23 protein-coding genes are annotated in these 22,215 nt (G+C 68.4%); 11 read left to right on the top strand and 12 right to left on the bottom strand.

The window, feature by feature from the left end; genetic code table 11:
- Positions 1-3: 3 nt before the first annotated feature.
- On the bottom strand, positions 4-894 hold the full coding sequence (locus tag ACZ7KI_RS11045) for a TIGR03854 family LLM class F420-dependent oxidoreductase (RefSeq protein ID WP_470272970.1): 891 nt from the start codon (positions 892-894) through the stop codon (positions 4-6).
- Positions 895-1,056: 162 nt separating this feature from the next.
- Between ACZ7KI_RS11045 and ACZ7KI_RS11040 the strand changes: the two genes are divergently transcribed.
- Positions 1,057-1,803 carry a thioesterase II family protein gene (locus ACZ7KI_RS11040; RefSeq protein ID WP_470272969.1) on the top strand — a complete coding sequence of 249 codons (747 nt, stop codon included), beginning with the start codon at positions 1,057-1,059 and terminating at the stop codon, positions 1,801-1,803.
- Positions 1,804-1,807: 4 nt separating this feature from the next.
- Here the strand turns inward: ACZ7KI_RS11040 and ACZ7KI_RS11035 are convergent, their stop codons facing one another.
- Both ACZ7KI_RS11035 and ACZ7KI_RS11030 read right to left on the bottom strand, forming a co-directional pair.
- Positions 1,808-2,239 (bottom strand): DUF6292 family protein, encoded by a 432-nt coding sequence (locus ACZ7KI_RS11035; RefSeq protein WP_470272968.1) that lies wholly within the window; start codon positions 2,237-2,239, stop codon positions 1,808-1,810.
- 100 nt (positions 2,240-2,339) lie between these two features.
- The gene (locus tag ACZ7KI_RS11030; RefSeq protein ID WP_470273175.1) at positions 2,340-2,783 is read right to left on the bottom strand and encodes a MarR family winged helix-turn-helix transcriptional regulator; all 444 of its coding nucleotides are present in this window, start codon (positions 2,781-2,783) and stop codon (positions 2,340-2,342) included.
- A 115-nt stretch (positions 2,784-2,898) separates the two neighbouring features.
- Here ACZ7KI_RS11030 and ACZ7KI_RS11025 point away from each other — a divergent pair, with 115 nt between their 5' ends.
- On the top strand, positions 2,899-3,297 hold the full coding sequence (locus ACZ7KI_RS11025) for a DUF5313 domain-containing protein (RefSeq protein ID WP_470272967.1): 399 nt from the start codon (positions 2,899-2,901) through the stop codon (positions 3,295-3,297).
- Between the two features lie 68 nt (positions 3,298-3,365).
- Here the strand turns inward: ACZ7KI_RS11025 and ACZ7KI_RS11020 are convergent, their stop codons facing one another.
- Complete coding sequence (locus ACZ7KI_RS11020; RefSeq protein ID WP_470272966.1) at positions 3,366-4,076, bottom strand: hypothetical protein; 711 nt, start codon at positions 4,074-4,076, stop codon at positions 3,366-3,368.
- A gap of 151 nt (positions 4,077-4,227) precedes the next feature.
- Between ACZ7KI_RS11020 and ACZ7KI_RS11015 the strand changes: the two genes are divergently transcribed.
- The gene (locus ACZ7KI_RS11015) at positions 4,228-5,163 is read left to right on the top strand and encodes an RluA family pseudouridine synthase (RefSeq protein WP_470272965.1); all 936 of its coding nucleotides are present in this window, start codon (positions 4,228-4,230) and stop codon (positions 5,161-5,163) included.
- Between the two features lie 7 nt (positions 5,164-5,170).
- Here ACZ7KI_RS11015 and ACZ7KI_RS11010 read toward each other — a convergent pair whose 3' ends face one another.
- Positions 5,171-5,776, bottom strand: a complete 606-nt coding sequence (locus ACZ7KI_RS11010) for a hypothetical protein (protein ID WP_470272964.1) — start codon at positions 5,774-5,776, stop codon at positions 5,171-5,173.
- A 423-nt stretch (positions 5,777-6,199) separates the two neighbouring features.
- On the opposite strand from ACZ7KI_RS11010, the gene ACZ7KI_RS11005 reads away from it, so the two are divergent.
- From ACZ7KI_RS11005 to ACZ7KI_RS10990, 4 genes are read left to right on the top strand one after another with little or no spacing between them, the layout of a single operon-like run.
- Positions 6,200-6,676, top strand: coding sequence for a hypothetical protein (locus ACZ7KI_RS11005; RefSeq protein WP_470272963.1), 477 nt, complete (start codon positions 6,200-6,202; stop codon positions 6,674-6,676).
- A complete protein-coding gene (locus ACZ7KI_RS11000) occupies positions 6,673-7,317 on the top strand; it encodes a DUF3558 domain-containing protein (protein ID WP_470272962.1) in 645 nt (214 codons plus the stop codon). Before ACZ7KI_RS11005 ends, ACZ7KI_RS11000 begins: the two co-directional genes overlap by 4 nt.
- Positions 7,314-8,624, top strand: a complete 1,311-nt coding sequence (locus tag ACZ7KI_RS10995; protein ID WP_470272961.1) for a hypothetical protein — start codon at positions 7,314-7,316, stop codon at positions 8,622-8,624. The genes ACZ7KI_RS11000 and ACZ7KI_RS10995 overlap by 4 nt, the downstream gene beginning before the upstream one ends.
- Positions 8,621-9,391 carry an ESX secretion-associated protein EspG gene (locus tag ACZ7KI_RS10990; protein ID WP_470272960.1) on the top strand — a complete coding sequence of 257 codons (771 nt, stop codon included), beginning with the start codon at positions 8,621-8,623 and terminating at the stop codon, positions 9,389-9,391. Before ACZ7KI_RS10995 ends, ACZ7KI_RS10990 begins: the two co-directional genes overlap by 4 nt.
- Here the strand turns inward: ACZ7KI_RS10990 and ACZ7KI_RS10985 are convergent.
- Positions 9,388-10,170, bottom strand: coding sequence for an alpha/beta fold hydrolase (locus ACZ7KI_RS10985; protein WP_470272959.1), 783 nt, complete (start codon positions 10,168-10,170; stop codon positions 9,388-9,390). The genes ACZ7KI_RS10990 and ACZ7KI_RS10985 overlap by 4 nt on opposite strands.
- A 98-nt stretch (positions 10,171-10,268) precedes the next feature.
- On the opposite strand from ACZ7KI_RS10985, the gene ACZ7KI_RS10980 reads away from it, so the two are divergent.
- Positions 10,269-10,895 (top strand): alpha-ketoglutarate-dependent dioxygenase AlkB, encoded by a 627-nt coding sequence (locus tag ACZ7KI_RS10980; protein WP_470272958.1) that lies wholly within the window; start codon positions 10,269-10,271, stop codon positions 10,893-10,895.
- Between the two features lie 180 nt (positions 10,896-11,075).
- On the opposite strand, the gene ACZ7KI_RS10975 is transcribed toward ACZ7KI_RS10980, so the two are convergent.
- Entirely contained in the window at positions 11,076-12,350 is a 1,275-nt protein-coding gene (locus tag ACZ7KI_RS10975) for a cytochrome P450 (protein ID WP_470272957.1), read from the bottom strand.
- A 255-nt stretch (positions 12,351-12,605) separates the two neighbouring features.
- Here ACZ7KI_RS10975 and ACZ7KI_RS10970 point away from each other — a divergent pair, with 255 nt between their 5' ends.
- On the top strand, positions 12,606-15,731 hold the full coding sequence (locus tag ACZ7KI_RS10970; RefSeq protein WP_470272956.1) for an ATP-binding protein: 3,126 nt from the start codon (positions 12,606-12,608) through the stop codon (positions 15,729-15,731).
- Between the two features lie 28 nt (positions 15,732-15,759).
- Here the strand turns inward: ACZ7KI_RS10970 and ACZ7KI_RS10965 are convergent, their stop codons facing one another.
- The 5 genes from ACZ7KI_RS10965 to ACZ7KI_RS10945 all read right to left on the bottom strand — a co-directional run bounded on the left by ACZ7KI_RS10965 (position 15,760) and on the right by ACZ7KI_RS10945 (position 20,592).
- On the bottom strand, positions 15,760-16,611 hold the full coding sequence (locus ACZ7KI_RS10965) for an ABC transporter permease (protein ID WP_470272955.1): 852 nt from the start codon (positions 16,609-16,611) through the stop codon (positions 15,760-15,762).
- Positions 16,608-17,588, bottom strand: coding sequence for an ATP-binding cassette domain-containing protein (locus tag ACZ7KI_RS10960; protein ID WP_470272954.1), 981 nt, complete (start codon positions 17,586-17,588; stop codon positions 16,608-16,610). The genes ACZ7KI_RS10965 and ACZ7KI_RS10960 overlap by 4 nt, the downstream gene beginning before the upstream one ends.
- A 24-nt stretch (positions 17,589-17,612) precedes the next feature.
- The gene (locus ACZ7KI_RS10955; protein WP_470272953.1) at positions 17,613-18,185 is read right to left on the bottom strand and encodes an NADPH-dependent FMN reductase; all 573 of its coding nucleotides are present in this window, start codon (positions 18,183-18,185) and stop codon (positions 17,613-17,615) included.
- Between the two features lie 101 nt (positions 18,186-18,286).
- Positions 18,287-19,186, bottom strand: coding sequence for an ROK family protein (locus ACZ7KI_RS10950; RefSeq protein WP_470272952.1), 900 nt, complete (start codon positions 19,184-19,186; stop codon positions 18,287-18,289).
- Complete coding sequence (locus ACZ7KI_RS10945) at positions 19,183-20,592, bottom strand: APC family permease (protein WP_470272951.1); 1,410 nt, start codon at positions 20,590-20,592, stop codon at positions 19,183-19,185. The genes ACZ7KI_RS10950 and ACZ7KI_RS10945 overlap by 4 nt, the downstream gene beginning before the upstream one ends.
- Positions 20,593-20,806: 214 nt before the next feature.
- Between ACZ7KI_RS10945 and ACZ7KI_RS10940 the strand changes: the two genes are divergently transcribed.
- On the top strand, positions 20,807-21,319 hold the full coding sequence (locus ACZ7KI_RS10940) for a hypothetical protein (protein WP_470272950.1): 513 nt from the start codon (positions 20,807-20,809) through the stop codon (positions 21,317-21,319).
- Positions 21,316-22,215: a hypothetical protein gene (locus tag ACZ7KI_RS10935; RefSeq protein ID WP_470272949.1), complete on the top strand. Its 900-nt coding sequence runs from the start codon at positions 21,316-21,318 to the stop codon at positions 22,213-22,215. The genes ACZ7KI_RS10940 and ACZ7KI_RS10935 overlap by 4 nt, the downstream gene beginning before the upstream one ends.

Raw genomic sequence — 22,215 nt, 5'->3', positions numbered from 1 at the left:
TTGCTAGTTCTGCATCGGGACGGCGTGCTCGACGAAGTTCTCGACGAACCGCTCGAGCGGCTCCGGACCGGCCGGATAGAGCACGAACTTGCTGAGCCCCGCGTCGATGTACTCGGCGACCAGATCGCGGGCGGCGCGCCAGCTGCCCGCGATCAGCCGGGACGGGTCGGCGTCGGATCGTGCCGCGACCGAGGCCGCGAGCGCGTCCGGGATCCCGTCCTCGGCCACGATGAGGCTGATCCCGAAGTGGTCGGCCTCGACCTCTCGGCCCGCTTCGGCCGCGGCCTTCTGGATCGCCTCGCGGCCGGCGCGGGCCTCCTCCGGAGTGATAAAGCTGGCCAGCCAGCCGTCCGCGAGCCTGCCGACCCGCCGCAGCGCGCCCGGCGCCTTCCCGCCGAGCCAGAGGTCGAGCCGCTTGACCGGCCGCATGCCCAGCCCGGCACCCTCGACGCGGAAGAACTCGCCCTCGAAGGTCACTTCCTCGTGTTCCAGCAAGGCCCTGATCAGCCGCAACGACTCGTCGAAGACCGCCGCCCGCCGTCCCTGCGGCACCGGGAAGAGCGGGAGTTCCGCCTCGCGCGCGGGTTTCAGGCCGAAGACCGGGAGCACCCTTTTCGGCGCGAGCGCGGCGAGTGAGGCGAGCTGTTTGGCGACCAGCACCGGGTCGCGGCCGGGCAGCACCATCACGCCGGTGCCGACCTTCAGCTTCGAGGTGCGGGCGAGCGCGTGCGTCAACCCGACGACCGGGTCGATCCTCGGCGAGTACACCGCCTCGGGCAGCCAAAGCGAATCGATGCCCGTCCGCTCCAGCAGGTCGACCGCGGCACCGAATTCCTCCGGCGCCGTCCCGGTCCCCAGCCCGACGCCGAGCCGGATCTTCAGATCGTCCGCCACACCCGCTCCCTTCCGCCAGTTTCCCGAGCTCGCGAGGGATCCGGGTCTTTCCGCCAACCCAAATCACTCACGAGCCCTCCACACAACCATGGACTCATCCCGCGAATTCCCCGTAGATTCCGTTGGTGTGCGGGCCCTTCCCGCGCGGATTGGGGGATTCTCATGGCGGTACCGGCGTTACGCGAGTGGACACGACGCTTCCACCCTGTACCGGCCGCAGGGACGCGGCTCGTCGTGTTCCCGCACGCGGGCGGATCGGCGAGCGGATACCGCGCGCTGTCCGCGGCGCTTTCGCCAACGGTCGAGGTGCACACCGTCCAGTACCCGGGCAGGCAGGACCGTCTCGGCGAGCCGGTCATCGACGATCTGCACGTTCTCGCCGATCGGCTGGTGGACGTCGTTTCGGAGATTCCGAAGCCCTTCGCCTTCTTCGGGCACAGCATGGGCGCCAGTGTCGCCTTCGAGGTCGCACGGCGGCTCGAAACCCGTGGCATCGTCCCGGCGGCGCTGTTCGTCTCGGCCCGCCGCGGTCCGGGCGTGCACAAGGAGAAAATGCACCACCTCGCCGACGACGACACCTTCATCGCCGAGGTGAAGCTGCTCGGCGGCACGAACGCGATGGTCCTCGACGACCCGGACATCCGCGACCTCGTCCTGCCCGCGCTGCGCGGCGACTACAAGGCCATCGAGACCTACCGTTACCGGCCCGGGCCCGACGTGACCTGCCCGATCGTGGCGCTGACCGGGGACGCGGATCCGGTACTGACCACGCCCGACGTCGAGAACTGGCGCGAGCACACCACCGGCCCGTTCGAGATGGAGGTCTTCGAGGGCGGTCACTTCTATCTCGACGACCATCTGGACGCCGTCGTCGCCAGGATCATCGGCACGCTGACCGTCAGCTCCTGACACCTCAGGCCCAGGCGGACAACTCCTTGGCCAGCGCGGACGGTCCGCCGGCGGTGCGCAGCGTCGGCGGGCCGGGCCAGCAGTCCTGGTGATCGCCGGTGCGCAGCGTCTCGGCGAAGCGGGCCACCCGCCGCGGTTGCGGCGCCACCGTCCGGCCGCCGAGGTAGCCGACGACGACGTGGTGATCGTCCCCCGACTGCGTCGCGACGCCCGCCGACCAGCCGTGCTCCTCGTGCCACAACAGGTCGAGGTCACGCTCGGGGAAGCCAGGAAGACGCCAGTTCAGCCTCATGCTGGCGGTGACCGGGCCGGTGAGGTCGGCCGTGCACGAATCCATCCGTATCCCCAAGGCCGAAGCCACATCCTCCAGATACGCGTTCAGCCTGGTCGTCAGATCCAGACCTGCTTCCGAGGGGGCGGGGGTCGAGGTGGTCACGGGCCCTCATCTTCCTGTCATCTCCAGTTGGCGTGACAGGAATTACCCACCCGCGCGCGGCTTCACACCCTCATTTCGTCACACCCCGGTTTCGGTTCGCTCAAGCCGTGGCTTCGATGACCCGGGTCAGTGCCTTGTGCAGCGCCTCCAGCTCGGAGACCTCCATCCCGAGCTTCTCCACCACGCGGTAGGGGATCTTCTCCGCCTCCGCCCGCAACGCGCGACCCGATTCCGTCAGCTCGACCGTCAGCAGCCGCTCGTCCTCGGCGCTGCGCCTGCGCGTGACGTAACCGATCGCCTCCAGGCGCTTGAGCAGCGGTGACAGTGTGGCGGGTTCAGCGCGCAACGCCACGCTCAGCTCCTTCACCGCCTGCGGCCCCCGCTCCCACAGCGCCAGCATGACCAGGTACTGCGGATGGGTGAGCCCGTGCGGCTCCAGCAGCGGACGGTAGATCGCGATGACGCTGCGCGAAGCGACCGACAGCGCGAAACACACCTGACGCTCCAGCGCGAGCGGATCCTCGCCCAGATCGATCGACTTCATTTCCGGCCCGTCCGAACTCATACCGCCGATCCTAGCCGTGTCCTCGGCGACACTAATGATTAGCGTACTAACTATTAGTGTACTGTTTGAGACGTCGAAGGAAGGGAGCCCCCCGATGCCCCGCAAGCGCCCGGACCTGATCCGCTGGATGTGGTACTCACTCGGCGGCAAACTGCCCGAGCGCTACCACGAGTGGATCCTCCACGACGCGACCACCGGAAGCTGGCGCTGGCGGCACGTCGCCCGCAGCACGGTGATGATCGCGCCGCTGTGCGCGGTATGGCTGTTCCTGCCGGTACCACTCACCCTGAGGCTGGCGACCGTGCTGATGGCGGCGCTCGTGGCGTACTTCTACTCGATGGCCTACATGGAGGAGAGCATCGAACACCGGCTCGCCAAGAACGGCTTCGAACCGGGCATCGGCCGCCGGACCCGCGCCGAAGCCACCGCGATCGCCGAAGCCGAGATCACCGAGCGCTATCTGGCCCGTTACCGCGGCCAGGCCCCGTCCTGACGTTGTCAAAGCCACATTCGCAACCTTGAGCGTTGCGAACGTGGCTTTCACAACCTCCTGCCGCTGGGTCAGGCAGCTCGGCGCCGGGCAACGGCAGCTCGACGAGCCGCGCGAAGTTCGGCGGCCACCTGCTTTGGCTCCGTTCGCAGCCGGCTGGGCAGAGTGTGGAACACCGCGATGCCCGCGGCCGCGTACCGCGCGTTTCTCGCCACTGTCGCGGCGTACTGCTGCTGACCGAAATGGAAGTCGTACGAATCGATCTCCCAAGCCGGCTCGGCCGCCACGAAATAGCCGTCAGGAGTCGCGATGTACTCGCCGCTTCCGTCCCGCAGTTCGTGATTCCACCGGAGACTCACGCCGCGCTGCACCGCTTCGGAAAGCAGAGCCGCGACCGCTTGTCGTGAGCTGAGGCGACGACACTCGTCGAGAACCGACCGGACCAAGGGCGCCAGCGGTACCCCGCCCTTCACGATGGGCTTCGGCAGCCGGATCGTCCGCTCGACGATCACATGGCCGGAACTGCTTGTTTTGTGTTCGTCCGGAACGAGTACATGGACGCGGAACGGATGGTCCGGCAAGGCAACCAGACCCTGCCGCCGACACGAAGCGGCTCCCGTCACCATCGCGTCCGGCCCGGCGTACAGGAGCGCGGCATCGACCAACTGACGTCGCGTCGGCGTCCCGGAATGCAGCGACACGACACCCGGCAGCAGGCGTTGCCACGGCTTTCCCGGTCGGCATCGGCGATAGCAGGTCATGGAGGGGACGCCGATTTTCACTCCCCGATCGTCCGCGGCCCAGCCGACCGCGCGCCAGCGTCTTTCGCCGGCCTGTGGACAACTCGCCACACCAGCACCACTGTGGACAACTCTCCAGGCGCCCCCTCCCGCGACCAGGCCCAATGAATCTTCACGGCTAGAGTGCGCGGTGATGAGACGCAAGCTCCGCCCGCCGCTCCCGCCTCGCCACGGGCTCGATCCCGCGAGGCTCAAAATGCCGTCCGAGGGACCGTGGACGACGTTGCGGGAGCATCTGGTCGAGCGCCTTCCCCGGGTCGCGCCCGAGCGGATCGAGGAGATGCTCCGCGAGGAACGCATCGTCGGGCTCGACGGGCCGCTGGGTGTCGACGCGCCGTTCGTGCCCGACTCGTTCATCTGGTTCCACCGCGACCTGCCCGACGAGGTCGATGTCCCGTTCGAGGTGTCCGTCGTGCATCGCGACGAGCACATCCTGGTCGCCGACAAACCGCATTTCCTCGCGACGATCCCGCGCGGGCAGCACATCCTGCAGACCGCGCTGGTCCGCCTCCGCCGGCAATTCGACCTTCCGACGCTCAGCCCCGCACATCGGCTCGACCGGGTCACCGCCGGGCTCATCCTGTTCGTGATCACCCCCGAACTCCGCGGCGCGTACCAGACGATGTTCCGGGATCGCTTGGTGCACAAGGAATACGAGGCCATCGCGCGCTACGATCCTGCTATCGCGATGCCGCGTGAGATCAGCAGCCGCATCGTCAAGGAACGCGGGGTCATCGCCGCGCAGGAAGTCGACGGGCCACCCAACGCCGAAACGCGCGTCGAACTGATCGAGCATCGCGACGGCCTCGGCCGGTACCGTCTGCTCCCCGCGACCGGCCGCACACATCAGCTCAGGCTGCACATGAGCGGCCTGGGATTGCCGATTCTCGGCGACGACTTCTATCCCGACCTGACCGAAACCCCGCTCGACGACTTCACCGAACCCTTGCAGTTGCTGGCGAAGGTCCTGGAGTTCACCGATCCGGTCACGAAGGAACGCCGCCGCTTCGAAAGCGGGCAAACCCTCAAGGCGTGGACGGACCTCGACGCGTGGCGCCGAGGTCCGTGACCCCGGCTCACTTCCGCCAGAACTTGATCCCGCTCCAGGTCACCTTGACCGGTCCGGCGCCGCTGGCCGTCCGGTAGGCCCCGAACTTGTCGTAATAACTGCCGGCACTGCTGCTCACGGTCTGCTTCAGCGAACCGTTGATGTACACCTTGTGCGTGCTGCCGACCTGATGCACGGTGTTGACCCGCACCGACGTCCCGACGGTCGCGCCGCTCCCCACGGTCTCGCCGCCGTGGACGGCGTAGAGCCGCCCGCCGCGTTCGACCGCGAGCATGAAGTACGGACCGGCCGTCGGCGCGTCACGGAAGGTCTGTTTCAGGCTGATCCGGGTGCCCGCCATGCTGGTGATCCGGAACGAGCCCTCGAACTGCCTGGTCCCGCCCGTGTAGGTCGCGTAGCGCCGTTCCGCCCGCTGGTCCCCGCTCCCGGTGGAGCATGTCAGTTCGAAGTCGAGCCCGTCGACGCTGCCGCATCCGCGTTCCTGGACGTTGAACGACGGGTTCTCCGCCGTCCACGGCCCGGTTCCGACCTGGGCGCTCGCCGGCATCGCCGACGCCACCAGGCCGAGAACGGCCACCGCGACCACCCCGGCGGTCCGAAGTCGTCTCCGCATCCTGCCTCCTGCACACTCAGGGCGGCGGTGGTCCAGACCAGGACCAGGGTGCGACTGTACGAGCACGAACGGTCATCGGACAAGAAGCCGTCGCGCCGATGTCCCGCTGATCGGACAACGAAGTGATCCTCGCGCGGCCGGGACGATCGGCCCGGCCGCACCACCCGGCGGTTATCGGAATCGTCCATTCCGTTTCGTGCACGGTTCCCGGACTTGAATATTGACAAATGCTTGAACGCACATCCAAAAATAGAAGAATGAGGCTGCCGACGTCTCGAGGCACGGTAGTCCGTTCGTGTTTTCTGTTTGTTTTGTTCAGGATCGGCTTGTTACCCGGCGGTTCAGTCAGCAATTTCCACTCGCCGTGAGGAATCGGCTACCGTTCGGGGTGTTGAGGGCAGGCACGAGGGGACACGAGCAGCCGTGACACGACCAGACAGACAGCTGAACCCGTGGTTGGCAGATGTCGACTTCACGATCAAAGAATCCGAACACGTCTACGAAACGACCGACGAGTACGAATCGGCGGCGCTCGGCGGCGGAGGCTACAGTCTGGCTCCGGCCGCGGCGAACGACATGCTCAAGCAAGCCACGGCGGCCTTGGAAGCCTTGCAGACCCTGCAGCGACGAACTGAAGGCCTCAAAAGTGTGGAGCCGCCCGCGAAGGATCCCGCGAGCGTCGCCTACAACGCCCGGTTGGTGAGCGGGTCGGGCGCGTTCGATCAGGGCGTCGACCACATCACCGTGGAAATCGCCTATCTGAACGAACTGATCGGCAAGATCGAAGAAGCGTTCAAGAAGATCACCGGCCATGACGCGACCGCCGCCGACGACGTGACCAAGGCCGGGACCCCGCCGGGGGAATCGCCCCAGCCGAGCAAGGCAGGGGCAGCCGGATGACCCGCCGTTTCCTGTGCATGGGCGCGCTCGTCGCGGTGGCGCTGGTCGCGTCCGGGTGCACCGGGCAAACCCCTGAAAACGTCCCCTCACCCGGAAATCCCTCCGCATCCCCTCCTTCGTCCGGCGCACCCTCCGGGTTGCCGTATGCGGGAGCACCCAAGGTGGCCAACCCGTTGCCCGCGACCGTGTTGTCCGGAAACCCCTGTTCGGATGCCCTCACCGCTGAACAGATCGACACCCTTCTCGGCGCGCCCGTGCACAGCGAAGACGGCCAGACGCCCGGCGTCGGGCCTGATTGCGGATGGACGAACAGCGCTCGGGGCTCACAAATCGGCGTCGGCTACGACGTCAGCACTCGTTCCGGTCTGAGCGGTGTCTACCAGAACACGAAACCCCAAGCCGCCGTCTGGAAACCACTTTCCGGTATCCAAGGGTTTCCCGCCGTCGGTCATGCCGGTCAAGCCGGCCAGACGCCGCCGCCCGACTTTTGCGCGGTGACGGTCGGCATCGCCGATGATCTCGCCATTGACGTATCCGTTTCTTTGGGACGGGCCAAGATCGGCGAGGTCGAACCATGCGACGTCGCGGCTCAGGCGGCGGACGCCGTCCTGACCACGCTGAAGACCAAGGCGGGTGCGTGACGATGTCCCTGTTCGGGCGATTGGGGCACGCGGCCAAGGCTCTGGTACACGAGGCGGAGAAGATCGGCACCGCGGTCGCGAAGACCGCTCGGGACGCGATCGAGTGGGCCGACGACGTGGTTCACGGGAACGTCGGAACACAGGCGGTACCGATCCCCGAAGTCGTCGTCGAGATGATGAAGGGGAACAGCGCGAGTTGGGACAAGGGCAGCACCACCGCCTATCTCGCGTCGAACGCGCACAGCGATGTCACCGCGAAGCTGTCAGCGATGCTCAACAATCTGGAACCCGCCTGGACGGGTAAGGCGTCGGAGGGTGCTCGGGAGCGCACCAAGATCTTCACCAAGGCGATCGATTCGGCGAGCGAGTCGTTCAACCACAACGGCAACAACGTCTCCGATGCCGCGAACGGGTTCAACCAGGCCAGAGACGCCATGGAGCCGATGGGCGATCGGCCTGACAAGAATTTGGTGGATGTCGCCACCCCGTGGAACACCGACACCGAGCAAGCGATCCAGCGCTACAACAAGGCAGCGGAAGCGAACAAGAACATCTACGACCGGTATGCGGCGCATTTGGCCGGTCAAGGCGCGGGCCTGAGAACCGACTACGGGGAGATATCCCCGGGGTTCGGGCAGTCGTCGGCGGTCGATTCGGGACCGGTGCGGGGATTCGGGTCGCGCGGTGACGGCGGCGACGTCCCTCAGGCGCGCTCGGGCGGTCATCCGGTGACGCCGATGATGAGCGACTCACCGGCTCCGGGGGCGGCGAGTGGTCCTGGCGTGCACGGCGCTGATCCGGCGAGTGGCCCTGGTCCGGTTCATGTGCCTGTCGGCGGCGGTGGTCACCTCGACGACGGGACGACCGCGGCGGGTTACCACCCGATCGACCCGCGTACCGGCCTACCGCTGCCCGGCGCCCCCATCCCCGGTGTCCCCGGACCGAGCGGCGGCAGTGGTCCGGTCACAGGTGGAGTGAACCCGGTCGGTGGTTCGGGCGGTTCGGTGCCGATCGGCGGGCTCGGGAACCTTGGCGGGGCGGCGGGAGGCGGTCGCCAAACCGGCGCACGTGGCCTTGTTGAGGAACCTGGCCGTGGTGGTGCGGGGGCCGGGCGGGGCACGGGTAGCCGTCCCCCGAGTGGCCCTGCGGGCATGGCCCCGGCCGTTGGGCGCGGAAAACCCGAAGAGGACACCGAGCACAAGCGGAAATACCTTCAGAACGAGAGCGGCTTGTTCAGCGACGAGGACGGGGATCAAGTGGACCCGACGACCGGTTTGCCGCTGGCGCCGCCGACGATCGGCCTATGAGCACCGTGGCCGTTCTCGATCACCCTGTCGTCCTGCCCAAGATGATGTTCTTGTCCGCGTGGAACATGATCGACGCGGGCGCGCTGCCTCCCGCCTTCGGCACGAACCTGCACTACTGGACCGCCGACGACGCGAAGCGCACGCTGGAGGAGCGCACGTTGGCGTCTCTGTCGGAGCTGGGGCTGGCTCGCAACGGCAGGCTCAATGTGTTGTGGCGCAACACATTGACAGTGCTGGCCAGCGCCGACAGCGAATATTACGCGTTCTCCCACTTCGCGGATGGGGACAGCTGCTCGATCTTGATAGCCACGCGCGGCGGGGACGCGCTTCGCACGATCATCGACGACGACGTGGTCGCGCTCGAACCCGTCGACGACAAGTGGCATGCCACCGCGCTGTGGGACACGTTGCCGGAGGTGCCCGGCGCGGCCTTACGTCCGATCACGGTGTCGAAGGCGTTCTACGACGATCCCGAACACGGCCGCGGCGGTCCACTCGCCGAACCTGTCGACACGACCGACCGGGACCGCCTGCGCGACGTGATGGCGCGGGAACGAGCGGCGGTGCATCAGATCTACACCGCCAGACGCGACAATGGGGAACGGTTCCGCAGCACACCGATCACCGCGATAGACCTCGCCGACGACCAAGGGCGGGTACTGACCTACGCCACCGCGGACGAGCACATCGTCATGCTGCCCGCGACCAGCCGGAACTTCGTCATCACCGTCAACGACACCATGAACAGCCTCGGGAGCCAGGCCTAGCGAGGATCCCGGTAGAACGCGCCGAGTTCCGGAGCCAGCCGCCCGGCCGGAACGTCATGGAACGCCCCTTCCAACTGGACATGCTTCGCGCCGGGGATCGCCTTGGTGGTCACGAGAGCGGCGGTCTTCAGCCAGTCGGTGCTTCCGCTGCTGTTCACGACGAGAACCGGCGTCGCGATCGACGTCAGCCGCTCCGCGGGCACCTTCGAATCGCCCATCACGCGGGCTTCGTAGACCAGCGTCGGCGCGAAAGACCGGAGTTCGGCCCACATCGGCGTCGCTTTGGCCTCCTCGACGGCCTCCGCGGGCGAGCCGACGGCCGCGATCATGAACAGTGCGACGGCCTCGTCCCACCGGTCGGCCGCGACGAGATCGCGCATCTCGTCCGCGTATCCCTCGGGGACTTCTTCCGCTTCGGCGCGATAGGGCGGTTCGAAGACCGACAGCCGCGCCATCGGCACCCCGGACGCGGCGGCCAGCAGTGCGAGCGCGCCTCCGGAAGAGATGCCGTGTACGAGCACCGGCTCCTCGAGCGAGGCGACAACCGCGGCGAGGTCTTCGATCTCGCGCTCGACCGCGTACGGTTCCGTGTCCCCGCTGTCGCCCCGCCCCCGGCGGTCGTAGGTCACCACGGAGAACTCGGCCGTCAGCTCCGCGACCAGCGGTTCGTCACCGCGCCGGTCGTTGGCGGCGCCCGCCACGACGACCACCACCGGACCCGCTCCGCGCCGTTCGAACGCGATCGGCGTTCCGTCCGCGGACTTGACTGTGTCGATCATGGAGGTCATCCTGCCCGGCCTCGCCCGGAGGCGCAGGTCATTTAGCCGATCGAACACGCGTTCGACAAACGGCGGCGGCCGGGGTAGGTTCGGTTGCCATGACACCCGCCCTTCAGGCCTCGCTGTTCGACGAGTGCGCCGCCCTCGGGCTCGGCTCGCTCGACGCGCTCCGGCGCACCGAGCTGACCAGGGGTGCCTGGATCGACGTCCTTCCCGGCTGGCTCACCGGCGCGGACGAGCTGTTCACGCGGCTCGCCGAGGACGTGATTTGGCACGCCGAACGACGGCAGATGTACGACCGTGTCGTCGCCGTGCCCCGGCTGCTCAGCTACTACCGCGAAGGCGTGCCGCTCCCCCACCCGCTCCTCACCGAGGCGCGGGAAGCACTCTCGGCGCATTACGCGGACGAGCTCGGCGAACCGTTCGTCACCTCGGGTCTGTGCTTCTATCGCGACGGACGCGACAGCGTCGCCTGGCACGGTGACGACACCGGTCGCTCCCGCACCGAGGACACCATGGTCGCGATCGTTTCGGTCGGCGCCGCCCGCCAGCTGGCGCTCCGCCCGCGTGGCGGCGGCGAGACGATCCGGCACGCCCTCGGCCACGGCGATCTGATCGTCATGGGCGGAAGCTGCCAGCGGACCTGGGAGCACGCCGTCCCCAAAACAGCCAAACCGGTCGGGCCGAGGATCAGCATCCAGTTCCGCCCGCGCGGCGTCTCTTAGTGTCTGTTGGTGAACCCGCGTCCGCGATCGCGTCGGCAGGGCGCGACCTGGTCATACCTCTCACGTTGGCGACAGAGGCGCCCTGCCACCGCGATAGCGGGGCCTTCGGCCGGGGCGGGTTCACGCGTCATGTCCCTTTCGCGAGGCACGTCGCAGCTCCGCCAACCGGCTCTGAGGGGTTCAGTTCAGCAGCACGGGCAGCGCGTCGACGCCGTAGACGATCGAGACCTTCCGGAATTCCACCGCGTCCGGTTCGATCGCCAGCCGCATCTCCGGGAACCGGCGCACCAGCGCGGGATAGGCGGTGCGCAGCTCCATCCTGGCCAGTTCGGCGCCGATGCAGCGGTGGATACCCCAGCCGAAGGCGAGATGTGACGTCGGCTCGCGGGTCGCGTCGAACCTCTCCATGTCCTCACCGAGGACGCCGTCGCGGTTCGCGACGCTGAGCGAGCACAGCACGATGTCGCCCTTCGCGATCCGGACGCCGGCGACCTCCATGTCCTCCTTGGCGAATCGCGGGAAGGCCATCTGCACGACGGTCAGGTACCGCAGCAGTTCCTCGACGAACTTGTGGACGGCGTCGTCGTCACCACGGACGGTCTCGAACAGCGACCGGTCCTTCAGCAGCACGAGAGCGCCGAGCGCGAGCATGCTCGCCGTCGTCTCCAGCCCGCCGGTGAGCACGCCGTCGGCGAGCCCCGCCAGTTCGCGATCGTCGATCTCGTCGCCGTGCTCCTTGATGAGCATGCCGAGCAGGCCGTCGCCCGGGTTCTCCCGCTGTTTCTTGACGATGTCGTCCAAATAGGACAGTGACTCGCCGATCGCCCCGAGAGAGGCGCCCGCGCCGCCGAACAGGTCGAACCGCGCGGTGCTCAGCCGCTGGAAGTCGTCGCGATCTTCGTACGGCACACCGAGAAGTTCACAGATCGTCAGCGACGGGATCGGCAGCGCGAAGGCCTCCCACAGATCGACCGGTCCGTCCGCTTTCTCCATCGCGTCGAGCTGCTCGGCGACGATCTCGTCGATCCGCGGGGTGAGCCGCGACAGCCGCCGCATGGTGAACTCCGGGGTCAGCAGACGCCGCAGCCTGGTGTGCACCGGTGGATCCGCGAACCCGAGCCCACCGGGATTCTGGTCCTCGGTGACGCCGGCGCTGCCGACCAGGTTCGTGAAGTCGCTGCTGAACTCGGTCACCTTGCCGAGCACGGCCTTGGCCTCGTCATAGCCGGTGACCAGCCACGCGTTCATGCCGAACGGCAGATCCAGCTTGCTGATCGGCGCTTCGGCGCGGATCCGGCCCAGCTCGGCGACCGGGTCCAGACCGTCGCGTTTGAGCGGCATCAGGGCGTTGTCCGGAAGGATCGACATCTTCGACAGGTCGAAGCCGTTCTTCTGCTGACGCGCGAGGTAGCGGCGGCCGATCCATGCCAGCACGCGCGAGCGAATGCTCCCCATGTTTCCCACCCTACTCCAGCCGCGTAGTGCCTGACCTGGCACAACAGGCCCGCTCCGTCCGGCAGGGCACGAATTTCCACGGCCGTTCACCCGCCGTCCCATTCGATTCGTCACGTCCAGGAGGTCGCGCGCGGGCCGCACGGGGTTCCCAGCGAGTGGGAGACGTCGATCACGGTCGGTCACGGCGGACCGAGATCGCAGCTGACATCCGGCACGCTTCGTGAGATTGTCAGACCTCACTGGGAGGATTCGGACATGTCAGCCGCGCTCATCGGACGTGACCATCCCGCGGGGGTACTCCGCGCGGAGATCGCCCGTGCCACCGAAAGCCACGGCGGGCTGGTCCTGGTCACCGGCGAGGCCGGAATCGGCAAGACCACGCTCGTCACCGGCGCCGCCGAAGAGGCGAAGCGGCTCGGCGCGCTGGTCCTCAACGGATCCTGCTGGGACTCCGCCAGCGCACCCGGCTACTGGCCGTGGACGCAGGTGATCCGCGGGCTGCGACGCTCGGTCGAGCCGGGCCGGTGGGCCGCGATGGCGAGCAGCGAGCTGGACGTCCTGCTCGGCGAAGCCCGCGGGGACGGCGCCGCCGACGGGTTCCGCCTCTACGACGCGGTGACGAGCGTGCTGGTGGCCGCGTCCCAGGACCGGCCGGTCGTGGTGGTGCTCGACGACCTCCACTGGGCCGACACCGCGTCGCTGCGGCTGCTCGAGTTCGCCGCGCAGCACACCTGGTTCGAGCGGCTCCTGGTGATCGGCACCTACCGGGACGTCGAGGTCGAGGCGCCCGGCCACCCGCTCCGCGCACTGATGCTGCCGTTGCTCACGAAAGCCACCTCGGTCACGCTCACCGGGCTCGAACCGGACGAGGTCGGTGCGCTCATGGCCAGGACGGCGGGTGCGGAACCGGACAACGTGCTGGTCGCCGAGGTTCATCGCCGCACCGGCGGCAACCCGTTCTTCGTCGAGCAGACGGCGCGGCTGTGGCACAGCGGCGGATCCGCCGAGACGATCGCGCCCGGCGTCGCCGACGCCCTCCAGCGACGGCTTTCCCTGCTCCCCCAAGCGGTTCTCGATCTGCTGACCGCCGCGTCGGTACTCGGCAGGGAATTCCACCGCAGACTGCTCGCGGGGGTGGTGTCGGCACCCGTGCCGCACGTGGACCGGCTGCTCGACCAGGCCGTCGCGGCGCGGTTGGCCGTGGTGCGGGGACAGGGCCGGTTCGCGTTCGCCCACGACCTCGTCCGCGAGACGTTGTACGCGAGCCTGTCCGATGCGGAGCGCCAGAAGCTGCATGCCACGGTCATCGCCGCGGTCGGCGAGTCACCGGGGTCGCCGGACCGGCCCTTCCCCGCGGACCTGGCCCGCCACGCCCTGCTCGCCGGCCCGGAACTCGATCCGGATCAGGCCGTCGATCTGGTGCTGGCCGCGGCGATCGCCGCCACCGGCCGGATGGCCATCGAAGAGGCGGCCACGCACTACCGGCGGGCGATGGAGATCGCCGAGGATCGACGACGACGCGCGGTCATCGCACTCGAACTCGGCGCCCATCTGACCCGCCACCAAGACACCGAAGAGGGCCGGGAGGTCCTCGACGGCGCGTCCGCGCTCATCCGCGAACTCGACGACGACGATCTCCTCGCCCGGCTGGCGCTGACCCTGGTCCGTGCCGATCACAAAGGCCTGCGAGCCGGCGAGACGATCAAGGTGCTCACCGAAGCGCACGGGCGGCTCTGCGGCCGCGAACCCGGTCAGGACATCACCGTCGAAGAGATGACGCAGGAACTGACCGCACACATCATGATGATCGCCCGCGACGACCAGGACGATTCCGCGCTGCTGTTCGGTCTGTGGGCCCGGCACGACGCGATCTGGGGGCCGGGCACCGCTGTGGAGCGGGAACGGCTCACCGACGAACTGGTCGTGGTCGGCCGCCGCACGGGGAACCCGGAATTGGAGCATTACGCGGCGTCCTTCAAATGGGTGGCGCTGCTCGAACAGGGCGATCCCCGGTATTTCGAGCAATATCAGGAATTCCTCGCACTGGCGAGCACCGGCCGCGCGCCGAGTTCACAGCTGGCTTCCCGGATCGACCAGAGCATCATCGCCACGCTCCAAGGCCGGTTCGCCGAAGCCGAGGCGTACATCCAGCAGGTGATCTCGTGCCACCAGGGGGACGAGCATCCCCATTTCGGCGACCTGAACCAGCTGCAGCGGTGGATCCGGTGGTGTTGGGAAGGACGGTTCGACGATCTCGTCGGCTTGCACCGCGAGATCTCCCGTGACGGATACGCCTATGCCCGTCTGCTGGAGGCGATCACCGCCGCGCAGCGTGAGGACGCCGGGGAGGCCGTACGGCTCACGGAGCTGGCGGCGGGCACGAAACCGTATCCCCGCGATCTGGAAGCGTTGTGGCTGCGCTGCCAGGCACAGACGGCGGCGGTCTCGCGCGATCCGGAACGCTGCGAAGCGGCTCGCGCACTTCTCTCGCCCTACAGCGGGGAATGGCTGGTTTCCCTGTATGGCTGCGAGATCTCCGGTCCGGTCGACCTCTGGCTCGGCAGGCTCGATCTCGCGCAGGAACGCTGGAACGACGCGGTGGACCGGTTGCGTGGCGCCGCCCTCTCCGCGGACCGGCTGTGGGCGACGGTCTGGGCGACGGAGGCCAAGTTCTGGCTGGCGGAGGCTTTGCTCGGCCGGAACCTCGAAGGCGACGCGGCGGCCGCGGCCGCTTTGCTGTCCGAAGTGGACGATGAAGCCACCGCTCTCGGTATGCGGCAGGTCGTGGCCAGGGTGGCGCGCACGAGGAAGGCCCTACGGGCTCCGGCGGCACGGCCGGCCGAGTTCCGCCGGGACGACGCCGTGTGGACCCTGTGCTTCGACGGCGTAACCGCGCACCTTCCGGACTCGAAAGGGTTGCGGGATCTGCATTTCCTGCTCGGCAGGCCGGGTTCGGAGGTGCCGGCCGTCCGGCTGCTCGATCCCGAAGGGGGCGAGGTGGTCGTCGCCGCCAAGAGCCTCGGCGGGGACGCCGTCCTCGACGACGAGGCGAAGGCCCGCTATCGCGCGCGGCTGGCTGAACTCGACGACCTGATCGACACCGCGACCGGATTGGGCCAGGACACCCGCGCCGCGGCCTTGGACCGCGAGCGGGACGCGCTGCTGGTGGAACTGCGGTCCGCCGCCGGGCTCGGCGGCCGCACCCGGCGGCTCGGTGACGAGGCCGAACGCGCCCGCAAGACGGTGACCGCCCGGATCAGGGACACCCTGCGCAAACTCGACGAGCAGCACCCGGCGCTGGCCGCGCACTTGCGCGCGTCGGTCACCACCGGGTCTTCGTGCCGCTACGCGCCGGACGACAAGGTCCCCTGGCGGCTGTGAGCCGCCAGGGGACCTTGTCACCCCGGGCTCATTTCCGGTTGTAGAGCCGCATCGTCAGCGTGCCGAAGACCGCGAGCAGGATCGCTCCGGCGACGAGCACCCAGGTGATCTCGCCGCCGTCCCAGTTGCCGTCCATCATCGAACGGACGGCCGCGACCACATGGGTCACCGGGTTGACGTCGACGAAGGCCTGAAGCCAGCCGGGCATCGTCTTCGGGTCGACGTAGATGTTGCTGAGGAAGGTCAGCGGGAACAGCACCATCATGCTGACCCCCATCACCGACTTCTCGCTGCGCAGCAGCAGGCCGAACATCGTCCAGATCCACGAGAACGCGAACGAGAACGCCAGCAGCAGAAGGATCGCCGCGGCCACGCCGCCGACCCCGCCCGCGGGCCGGAAGCCCATGATCAGCCCGACCCCGAGGATCACCAGCGACGCGATGAGATAGCGCAGCATGTCGCCGAGCAGATACCCGACCATGGCCGACGGCCGCCAGATCGGCAGCGTGCGGAACCGGTCGAACACGCCCTTCTCGATGTCGGTGTTCACCGAGATCCCGGTGTACATGGTGATCATCAGGATGCTGCTCGCCATGATGCCCGGCAGCAGGAACTGCAGATACTGCGTCGGCGAACCGGACAGCGCACCGCCGAACAGGTAGGTGAACATCAGCGTCATCATGATCGGGAACGCCGTGACGTCGAACAGTTGCTCGGGCACGTGCTTGATCTTCAGCATCGCGCGCCATCCGAAGGTGACCGACGTCGACAGCGCGCTCGGACGCGGCGGTCGGTTCTTCGCGATCAGGACGGCGGCGAGGTCTTCGGGCTTCGGTGCCGCGAGGACCGGTTCGTTGTCTTTGACTGCCGTGGTGCTCAAGCTGCACTCTCCTCAGGCGTGGCGGTGCGGTCGGTCAGTGCCAGGAAGACCTCGTCGAGGCTCGGCTGGCCGAGGGAGAAGGTGTCGACGACGATTCCCTCGCGGGCCAGTTCGGCCAAGGCGTGCGCGGCGTGCTCGGCGGCGCCCTGTTCGGTGTTCTCGCCCGAAAGCCGGGCGGTCAGCGCGACCGGGTCCGGTTCGAGCAGCACCTGCGCCTGCAGTGTGCGGACGAGCAGCGCCTCGGCCTCCGGGCGCTGCTCGGCTTCGCGCAGCCGGACGTGGACGGCGCCCGCCCCGACCGAGGCCTTCAGCTGCCCCTTGGTGCCTTCGGCGATGACCCTGCCGCGGTCGATGACCGCGATCCGGGACGCCAGCTGGTCGGCCTCGTCGAGGTACTGCGTGGTCAGCAGGACGGTGGTGCCGTGCCGCACGATCGCGCGCACGATGTCCCAGACCTGGTTGCGGCTGCGGGGATCGAGCCCGGTCGTCGGTTCGTCGAGGAAGAGCACGTCCGGGGTGTTGAGAATGCTCGCGGCGATGTCGATCCGCCGCCGCATCCCGCCGGAGTAGTTCTTCACCTGCCGCCCCGCGGCCTCGGTCAGGCCGAACGCCGCCAGCAGTTCCTCGGCCCGCGCGCGGGCGGCCGGTTTGCGGTGCCCGGTCAGCCTGCCGATCAGCACCAGGTTCTCGGTACCGGTCAGATCCTCGTCGACCGAGGCGTACTGCCCGGTCAGGCTCACCATGGACCGGACCGCGTCGGCCTCGCGGACGACGTCCTTGCCGAAGACACGAGCCTCCCCGCCGTTGGGCCGGAGTAGGGTCGCGAGCATCTTCACCGCGGTGGTCTTGCCGGCGCCGTTCGGCCCGAGGACGCCGTACACGGTGCCCGCCGGGACCTTCAGGTCGATCCCGTCGACCGCCCGGTTCTCCCCGAACACCTTGACCAGCCCCGAGGCTTCAATGGCCAGTTCACTCATTTTCGTTGTTCCTTTCCGAAGCTTTCAGCAGACGTACGGACGGGCGACGCGTGCCTCGCGCAGGGCAAGGCCCCACCAGACGAGTTCGTCGAGCAAGGTGGTCACGGCCTGCCCCTGCCCGTCACCGTCGAAGGGGGTGCCGTCGCGGGCGAAGGAGCCGTCGAGGAGGTTGAAGGCGACCGTGTCCCGCATCGTCACGGTGTGCAGCTCGGTGAAGATGGAGCGAAGCTGCTCCACCGCGTAGAGGCCCTGCGAGCGGTAGCCGTAGGAGACGAAGCCGACCGGCTTCGCGCGCCATTCCTCGTAGGCGCAGTCGATCGCCTGTTTGAGCGACGCCGGGAAGCTGCGGTTGTACTCGGGGGTGACGACGACGTACGCCTCCGCCTCGTCGATCCGCGCGGTGAACCGCTTCATCTCTCGCGTCGCTTGCTCCGGCAGCCCGGCGGGCAGCTCGAAGTCGATCAGGTCGAGCACGTCGAGGGTGAGGTCGTCCCGGTCGCCCGCGCGGCCGGTGAACCACTTCGCGACGGTGTCCCCCACCCGCCCTTCGCGGGTACTGCCGATGATCACCGCGACTCGCAGCGGGCTGTTGTTCATGACCGACCTCCTCTCGCCTCACCCCTCAGGCGCGAGAAAGCCGCCGGGCGTTCGCTAGATCGGATCTAGCGAACGCCCGGCGGCTTCGGTCGGTGATCTCGCTACGCGTCCAGCGCGATCGCGATCGCGCCCAGCAGGGACGCGTCCTGGTCGAACTTCGCCGACACCAGTTCCGGTGGGAACGGCACGGCCTGCGCCAGCCGCTCGCGGAGCGCGGGCAGCAGGACGTCGGCCGAACGCACCAGTCCCCCGCCGACGGCGATGCGCTGCGGGTCGAGCGCGATGGCGAGGTTCGCGACATGCATCGAGAGTTCGTCGAGCGCCGCGGAGACCAGCTCCTTGGCCTGCGCGTTCTCCCTGGCGAGGGCGAACAGCTCGCCCGCGGTTACCGGGCGGCCGAGCAGCACACTCGCCCGGCCGCCCAGCCCACGCCCACCGACGGCTTCCTCCAGCGGCGCCGCTCCGCTGGCGAATCCGTCGGTGTCCTGCGGTGAGAGAAGGTTGTACCCGATCTCTCCCGCAGCGCCGTTGGCGCCGGCCAGCAGCCGGCCGCCGACCAGGACCGCCGCGGCGATCCCGGTCCCCAGTGAGAGGAACACCGCCGGATCGGTGTCCGCGAGCGCTCCCCACCGCCATTCCGCGAGCGCCGCCGCCTTGGCATCGGTGCCCACTTCGATTCCGACGCCGCCGAACTCGTCCGCGACGAGTTCGGCCAGCCGCAGTTCCTCCCAGCCCGGCACGTTGGGGGCCAGCAGGATGCGGTCATCCAGCACGATGCCCGGGCTCACGACACCGATCGCGGCGAGGCCGTCGGTGGCGCCTTCGTCGGCGAGCAGTTTCCGCGCGGCGGCGAGCGCGCGGCTCACCACCTGTTCGGCGCCCGCGTGCGCGTCGGTGTCGAGCCGCCGGGTGGCCAGCAGGCTCCCGGTTCGGTCGGCCAGCCCGATCGCGACCTTCGTCCCGCCGAAGTCGATCCCCAGGATCAGGTCTTCCCCCGTCACTTCCCAGTCCCCTCTTCCGCCCCTGCGAACGATTCCTGAATCCCCTTCGGCCCGAACGGCCACACGCGTTCCGCTTTCGCGTAGACGAGGAACGCCACCACGCCGAGCGCGATCCACCCCACCGAAAGCCCGATCGAAAGCCAGGTGGCGGAGAAGTAGATGTAGACCCAGCCGAGCAGCGCGATGATCGTGGGGATCGGGTAGAGCCACTGCCGGTACGGCCGGTCCAGCTCCGGCCGCCGTCGGCGCAGCACCACGATCGCCGCGACCTGCGCGAGCGACTGGACGATCACCAGCACCGTCACCGCCGCGTTGATCACCGCGGTCAGGGTGAACAACGACCCGATGGCGGTGATGAGACCCATCGTCAGCACGCCGGCGGTCGGCAGGTGCAGTTTCGGGTGCAGTCTGGCGAACACCGGCAGGAACACCTTGTCGCGCGCCGCCTCGAACGGGACCCGCGAGCCGCCGAGCAGCCCGGCGAACACCGAACCGATCGCGGCGATCACGATGAACACGGTGATGACCTTGGCCGTGCCCGTGCCCCAGGCCTGTTCCAGTACGGCCGAGGCGACCGACGTGGCGCTCTTCAGCTCCTCCAGCGGGATCGAGCCGAGCACGCCGAGCTGCAGCAGGAAGTACAGGCTCATGATGCCGAGGATCGAGAAGACGATCGACCGCGGCAGCGTCCGGCCGGGGTCGCGGACCTCGCCGCCGAGGTAGGCGCTGGTGTTGTAGCCGAGGTAGTCGTAGATGGCGATGATCAGGCCGGCGCCGAGCCCTGCCCAGAACGCGCCGCCACCGAACGAGAACGCGCCCGGCGTGAAGGCGAACGCTTGCGCGCCGTCGAAATGCGTGAACGCCGCGACGATCACCGACAGCGCGGCGAACAGCATGATCACGAACAGGACGGTGGTCAGCTTCCCGATCTCGCCGATCCTGCGGAACAGCGCGAGCACGATCAGGACGATGACACCGAGGCCGATGATCTTGCCGAGTCCGGTGGTCCCGCCCTCGTCCGCCACCCCGGGGACCAGGTACCCGAGGTACTGGACGAGGCCGATGATGCCGGTGGACATGATCAGCGGGATGAACAGCACCGCGCTCCAGGCGAACAGGAACGGCATGAGCCTGCCGGTCCGGAAGCCGAACGCCTCACGCAGGTAGACGTAGGTGCCGCCGGCGCCGGGGAGTGCGGCGCCGAGTTCGGCCCAGATCAGGCCGTCGGCCAGCGCGATGACCGCGCCGATGAGCCAGCCGAACATGGCCTGCGGACCGCCGAGGGTCGCCACCATCGCGGGGATGGTGACGAACGGGCCGATCCCGCACATCTGGGTCATGTTGATGGCGGTCGCCTGCAGCGGCCCGATCTTCCGCTCGAGCCCCGGCTGCGGGGATGAACTCAAAACGCGCCTCCCTATTAGTTAGTAAAGTTTCTTAACATAATTTCCGACGTGTCGGAAGGCCAGGCGGCGAAGTTGTCGCGCCCCGGTCCGGTCGGAACTGCCCGAAAGGGCGGAATGCGTGAAATACGCCCGAACGGACCAGCCGCGGACGTATCAGGGGGTGCGCATTCCGCGTCCTTATCCGAAAGGACGTCTTCCAAGGACGGTGAGGTCCATGAAACGGCTGCTCAGCACGGTGATGGCGATAGCCGCGCTCGGCTTCGCGGCGGGCTGCGACGGCACCTCCGCCCCGCGGGACACCGCGCCCGCCGATTCGACCGGTGCCGGTGTGACCACCGAGGTCGCACCGACGGCGTCGGCGGGATCTGCGGCTTCGTCGGCGTCCTCCGGCGGGGGCGGCGGCCACACCGAGGATCCGGGGAGGCCGGGAGTACCCGGAAGTCCGATCACCTACGACCACACCCGGATCGGCGCCGAACCGAAGATCGCCAAGTCGGATATCGAAGGCGACATCAGGAAGGCCTGCGGACCGAGCCTGTGCGGGGTGAGGGTCGTGATCGTGGGCAAGGGCGACTGCACCGCGAGCATCACGCACTCCCCGGTCAAACCCGGCGGCAAGGTCACGGTCACCGCAGCCCCGTGCAAAACCGAGGAGACCGAAGAGACCACGACCTCGGAAAGCCCGCCGTCCACCAGTGAACAGCCCGGCGCGACCACCTCCGGATGAGGACGCGGCGAGGCCTGCGCCGTCCGGAGCCGAAAGCCGAGGAACCCGGCTCCGGACCGCCGCAGGCGCTCAAGCTGGTCGGCACGGTGCTGGCCAACACGACCCTGCTCACCGCGCTGCTCTACTTCTTCGGGCTCGTCGAAACGCAGGTGCTCTTCGCGTACTTCCGCGTGCACTACACCCTTCTCGCGCAGACCCCGGACGAGATCTTCGCGCGCGGCGTGGACGGGCTGTACCTGCCGGTCGCAGGCGCGGCGGGGGCGGTGCTCGGCTTCCTGATCGCCGTCCGGATCCTGCGGCTGCGTCTCACCGGGACCGCCTGGACCGGGCTGCTCCGGATCTGCACGCCGGTCGCGGCCCTCCTCGGTGCCTCGCTGCTCGTCACCACCGTGTTCGTCGCGCTGAATCCGGACCCCTTCCGCGATCGACCCGGACTCCCCGGACTCGGCTTCGCCCTCGGCGTGCTGATGCTGCTGTTCGCCTGGCGCCGCTGGGCTCCGGCGGCGGGGACGAGCCTGCTCGAACTCGTCCTGGCCTACACACTGGTCAGCATCGGGTTGTTCTGGGCCGTCAGCGACTACTCGGCCTCCGTCGGCATCCGGCGCGGTTTCGAGACCGCGGCGGGGCTCCCGTCGCGTCCCGCCGCGACGCTCTACAGCGCCGAAAGCCTCAACCTCACCGCGGGCGGTGTCCTCCAGGTGAAATGCGCTGCTCCCGAAGCGGCCTACAAATACCGGTACACCGGGCTGAAACTGCTGTTGCAGTCCGGCGGCCAGTACGTATTCGTGCCGTCGGACTGGCGAGCGGGCACCGGTGTCGCGTTCGTGGTCCCGAAGACCGAGAAGCTACGGCTGGAATTCGGCCCCGCCCGCTCGGTACCGCCCGCCGCCTGCTGA

The sequence above is a fragment of the Amycolatopsis sp. NPDC039088 genome (assembly GCF_055598845.1).
The sequence above is the reverse complement of the archived record's forward strand: the minus strand, read 5'-3'. Positions and strand labels throughout refer to the sequence as shown.

What these genes read in the sequence shown, in the direction of transcription:
- ACZ7KI_RS11015 (WP_470272965.1), top strand. Translation starts at nt 4,228, where the DNA reads ATGAGACGCAAGCTCCGCCCGCCGCTCCCGCCTCGCCACGGGCTCGAT.
- ACZ7KI_RS10975 (WP_470272957.1), bottom strand. Translation starts at nt 12,350, where the DNA reads ATGGGGAGCATTCGCTCGCGCGTGCTGGCATGGATCGGCCGCCGCTAC.
- ACZ7KI_RS10960 (WP_470272954.1), bottom strand. Translation starts at nt 17,588, where the DNA reads ATGAGTGAACTGGCCATTGAAGCCTCGGGGCTGGTCAAGGTGTTCGGG.
- ACZ7KI_RS10970 (WP_470272956.1), top strand. Translation starts at nt 12,606, where the DNA reads ATGTCAGCCGCGCTCATCGGACGTGACCATCCCGCGGGGGTACTCCGC.
- ACZ7KI_RS10935 (WP_470272949.1), top strand. Translation starts at nt 21,316, where the DNA reads ATGAGGACGCGGCGAGGCCTGCGCCGTCCGGAGCCGAAAGCCGAGGAA.
- ACZ7KI_RS10985 (WP_470272959.1), bottom strand. Translation starts at nt 10,170, where the DNA reads ATGATCGACACAGTCAAGTCCGCGGACGGAACGCCGATCGCGTTCGAA.
- ACZ7KI_RS11040 (WP_470272969.1), top strand. Translation starts at nt 1,057, where the DNA reads ATGGCGGTACCGGCGTTACGCGAGTGGACACGACGCTTCCACCCTGTA.
- ACZ7KI_RS10940 (WP_470272950.1), top strand. Translation starts at nt 20,807, where the DNA reads ATGAAACGGCTGCTCAGCACGGTGATGGCGATAGCCGCGCTCGGCTTC.
- ACZ7KI_RS10955 (WP_470272953.1), bottom strand. Translation starts at nt 18,185, where the DNA reads ATGAACAACAGCCCGCTGCGAGTCGCGGTGATCATCGGCAGTACCCGC.
- ACZ7KI_RS11010 (WP_470272964.1), bottom strand. Translation starts at nt 5,776, where the DNA reads ATGCGGAGACGACTTCGGACCGCCGGGGTGGTCGCGGTGGCCGTTCTC.
- ACZ7KI_RS11030 (WP_470273175.1), bottom strand. Translation starts at nt 2,783, where the DNA reads ATGAAGTCGATCGATCTGGGCGAGGATCCGCTCGCGCTGGAGCGTCAG.
- ACZ7KI_RS11025 (WP_470272967.1), top strand. Translation starts at nt 2,899, where the DNA reads ATGCCCCGCAAGCGCCCGGACCTGATCCGCTGGATGTGGTACTCACTC.
- ACZ7KI_RS10990 (WP_470272960.1), top strand. Translation starts at nt 8,621, where the DNA reads ATGAGCACCGTGGCCGTTCTCGATCACCCTGTCGTCCTGCCCAAGATG.
- ACZ7KI_RS11000 (WP_470272962.1), top strand. Translation starts at nt 6,673, where the DNA reads ATGACCCGCCGTTTCCTGTGCATGGGCGCGCTCGTCGCGGTGGCGCTG.
- ACZ7KI_RS10980 (WP_470272958.1), top strand. Translation starts at nt 10,269, where the DNA reads ATGACACCCGCCCTTCAGGCCTCGCTGTTCGACGAGTGCGCCGCCCTC.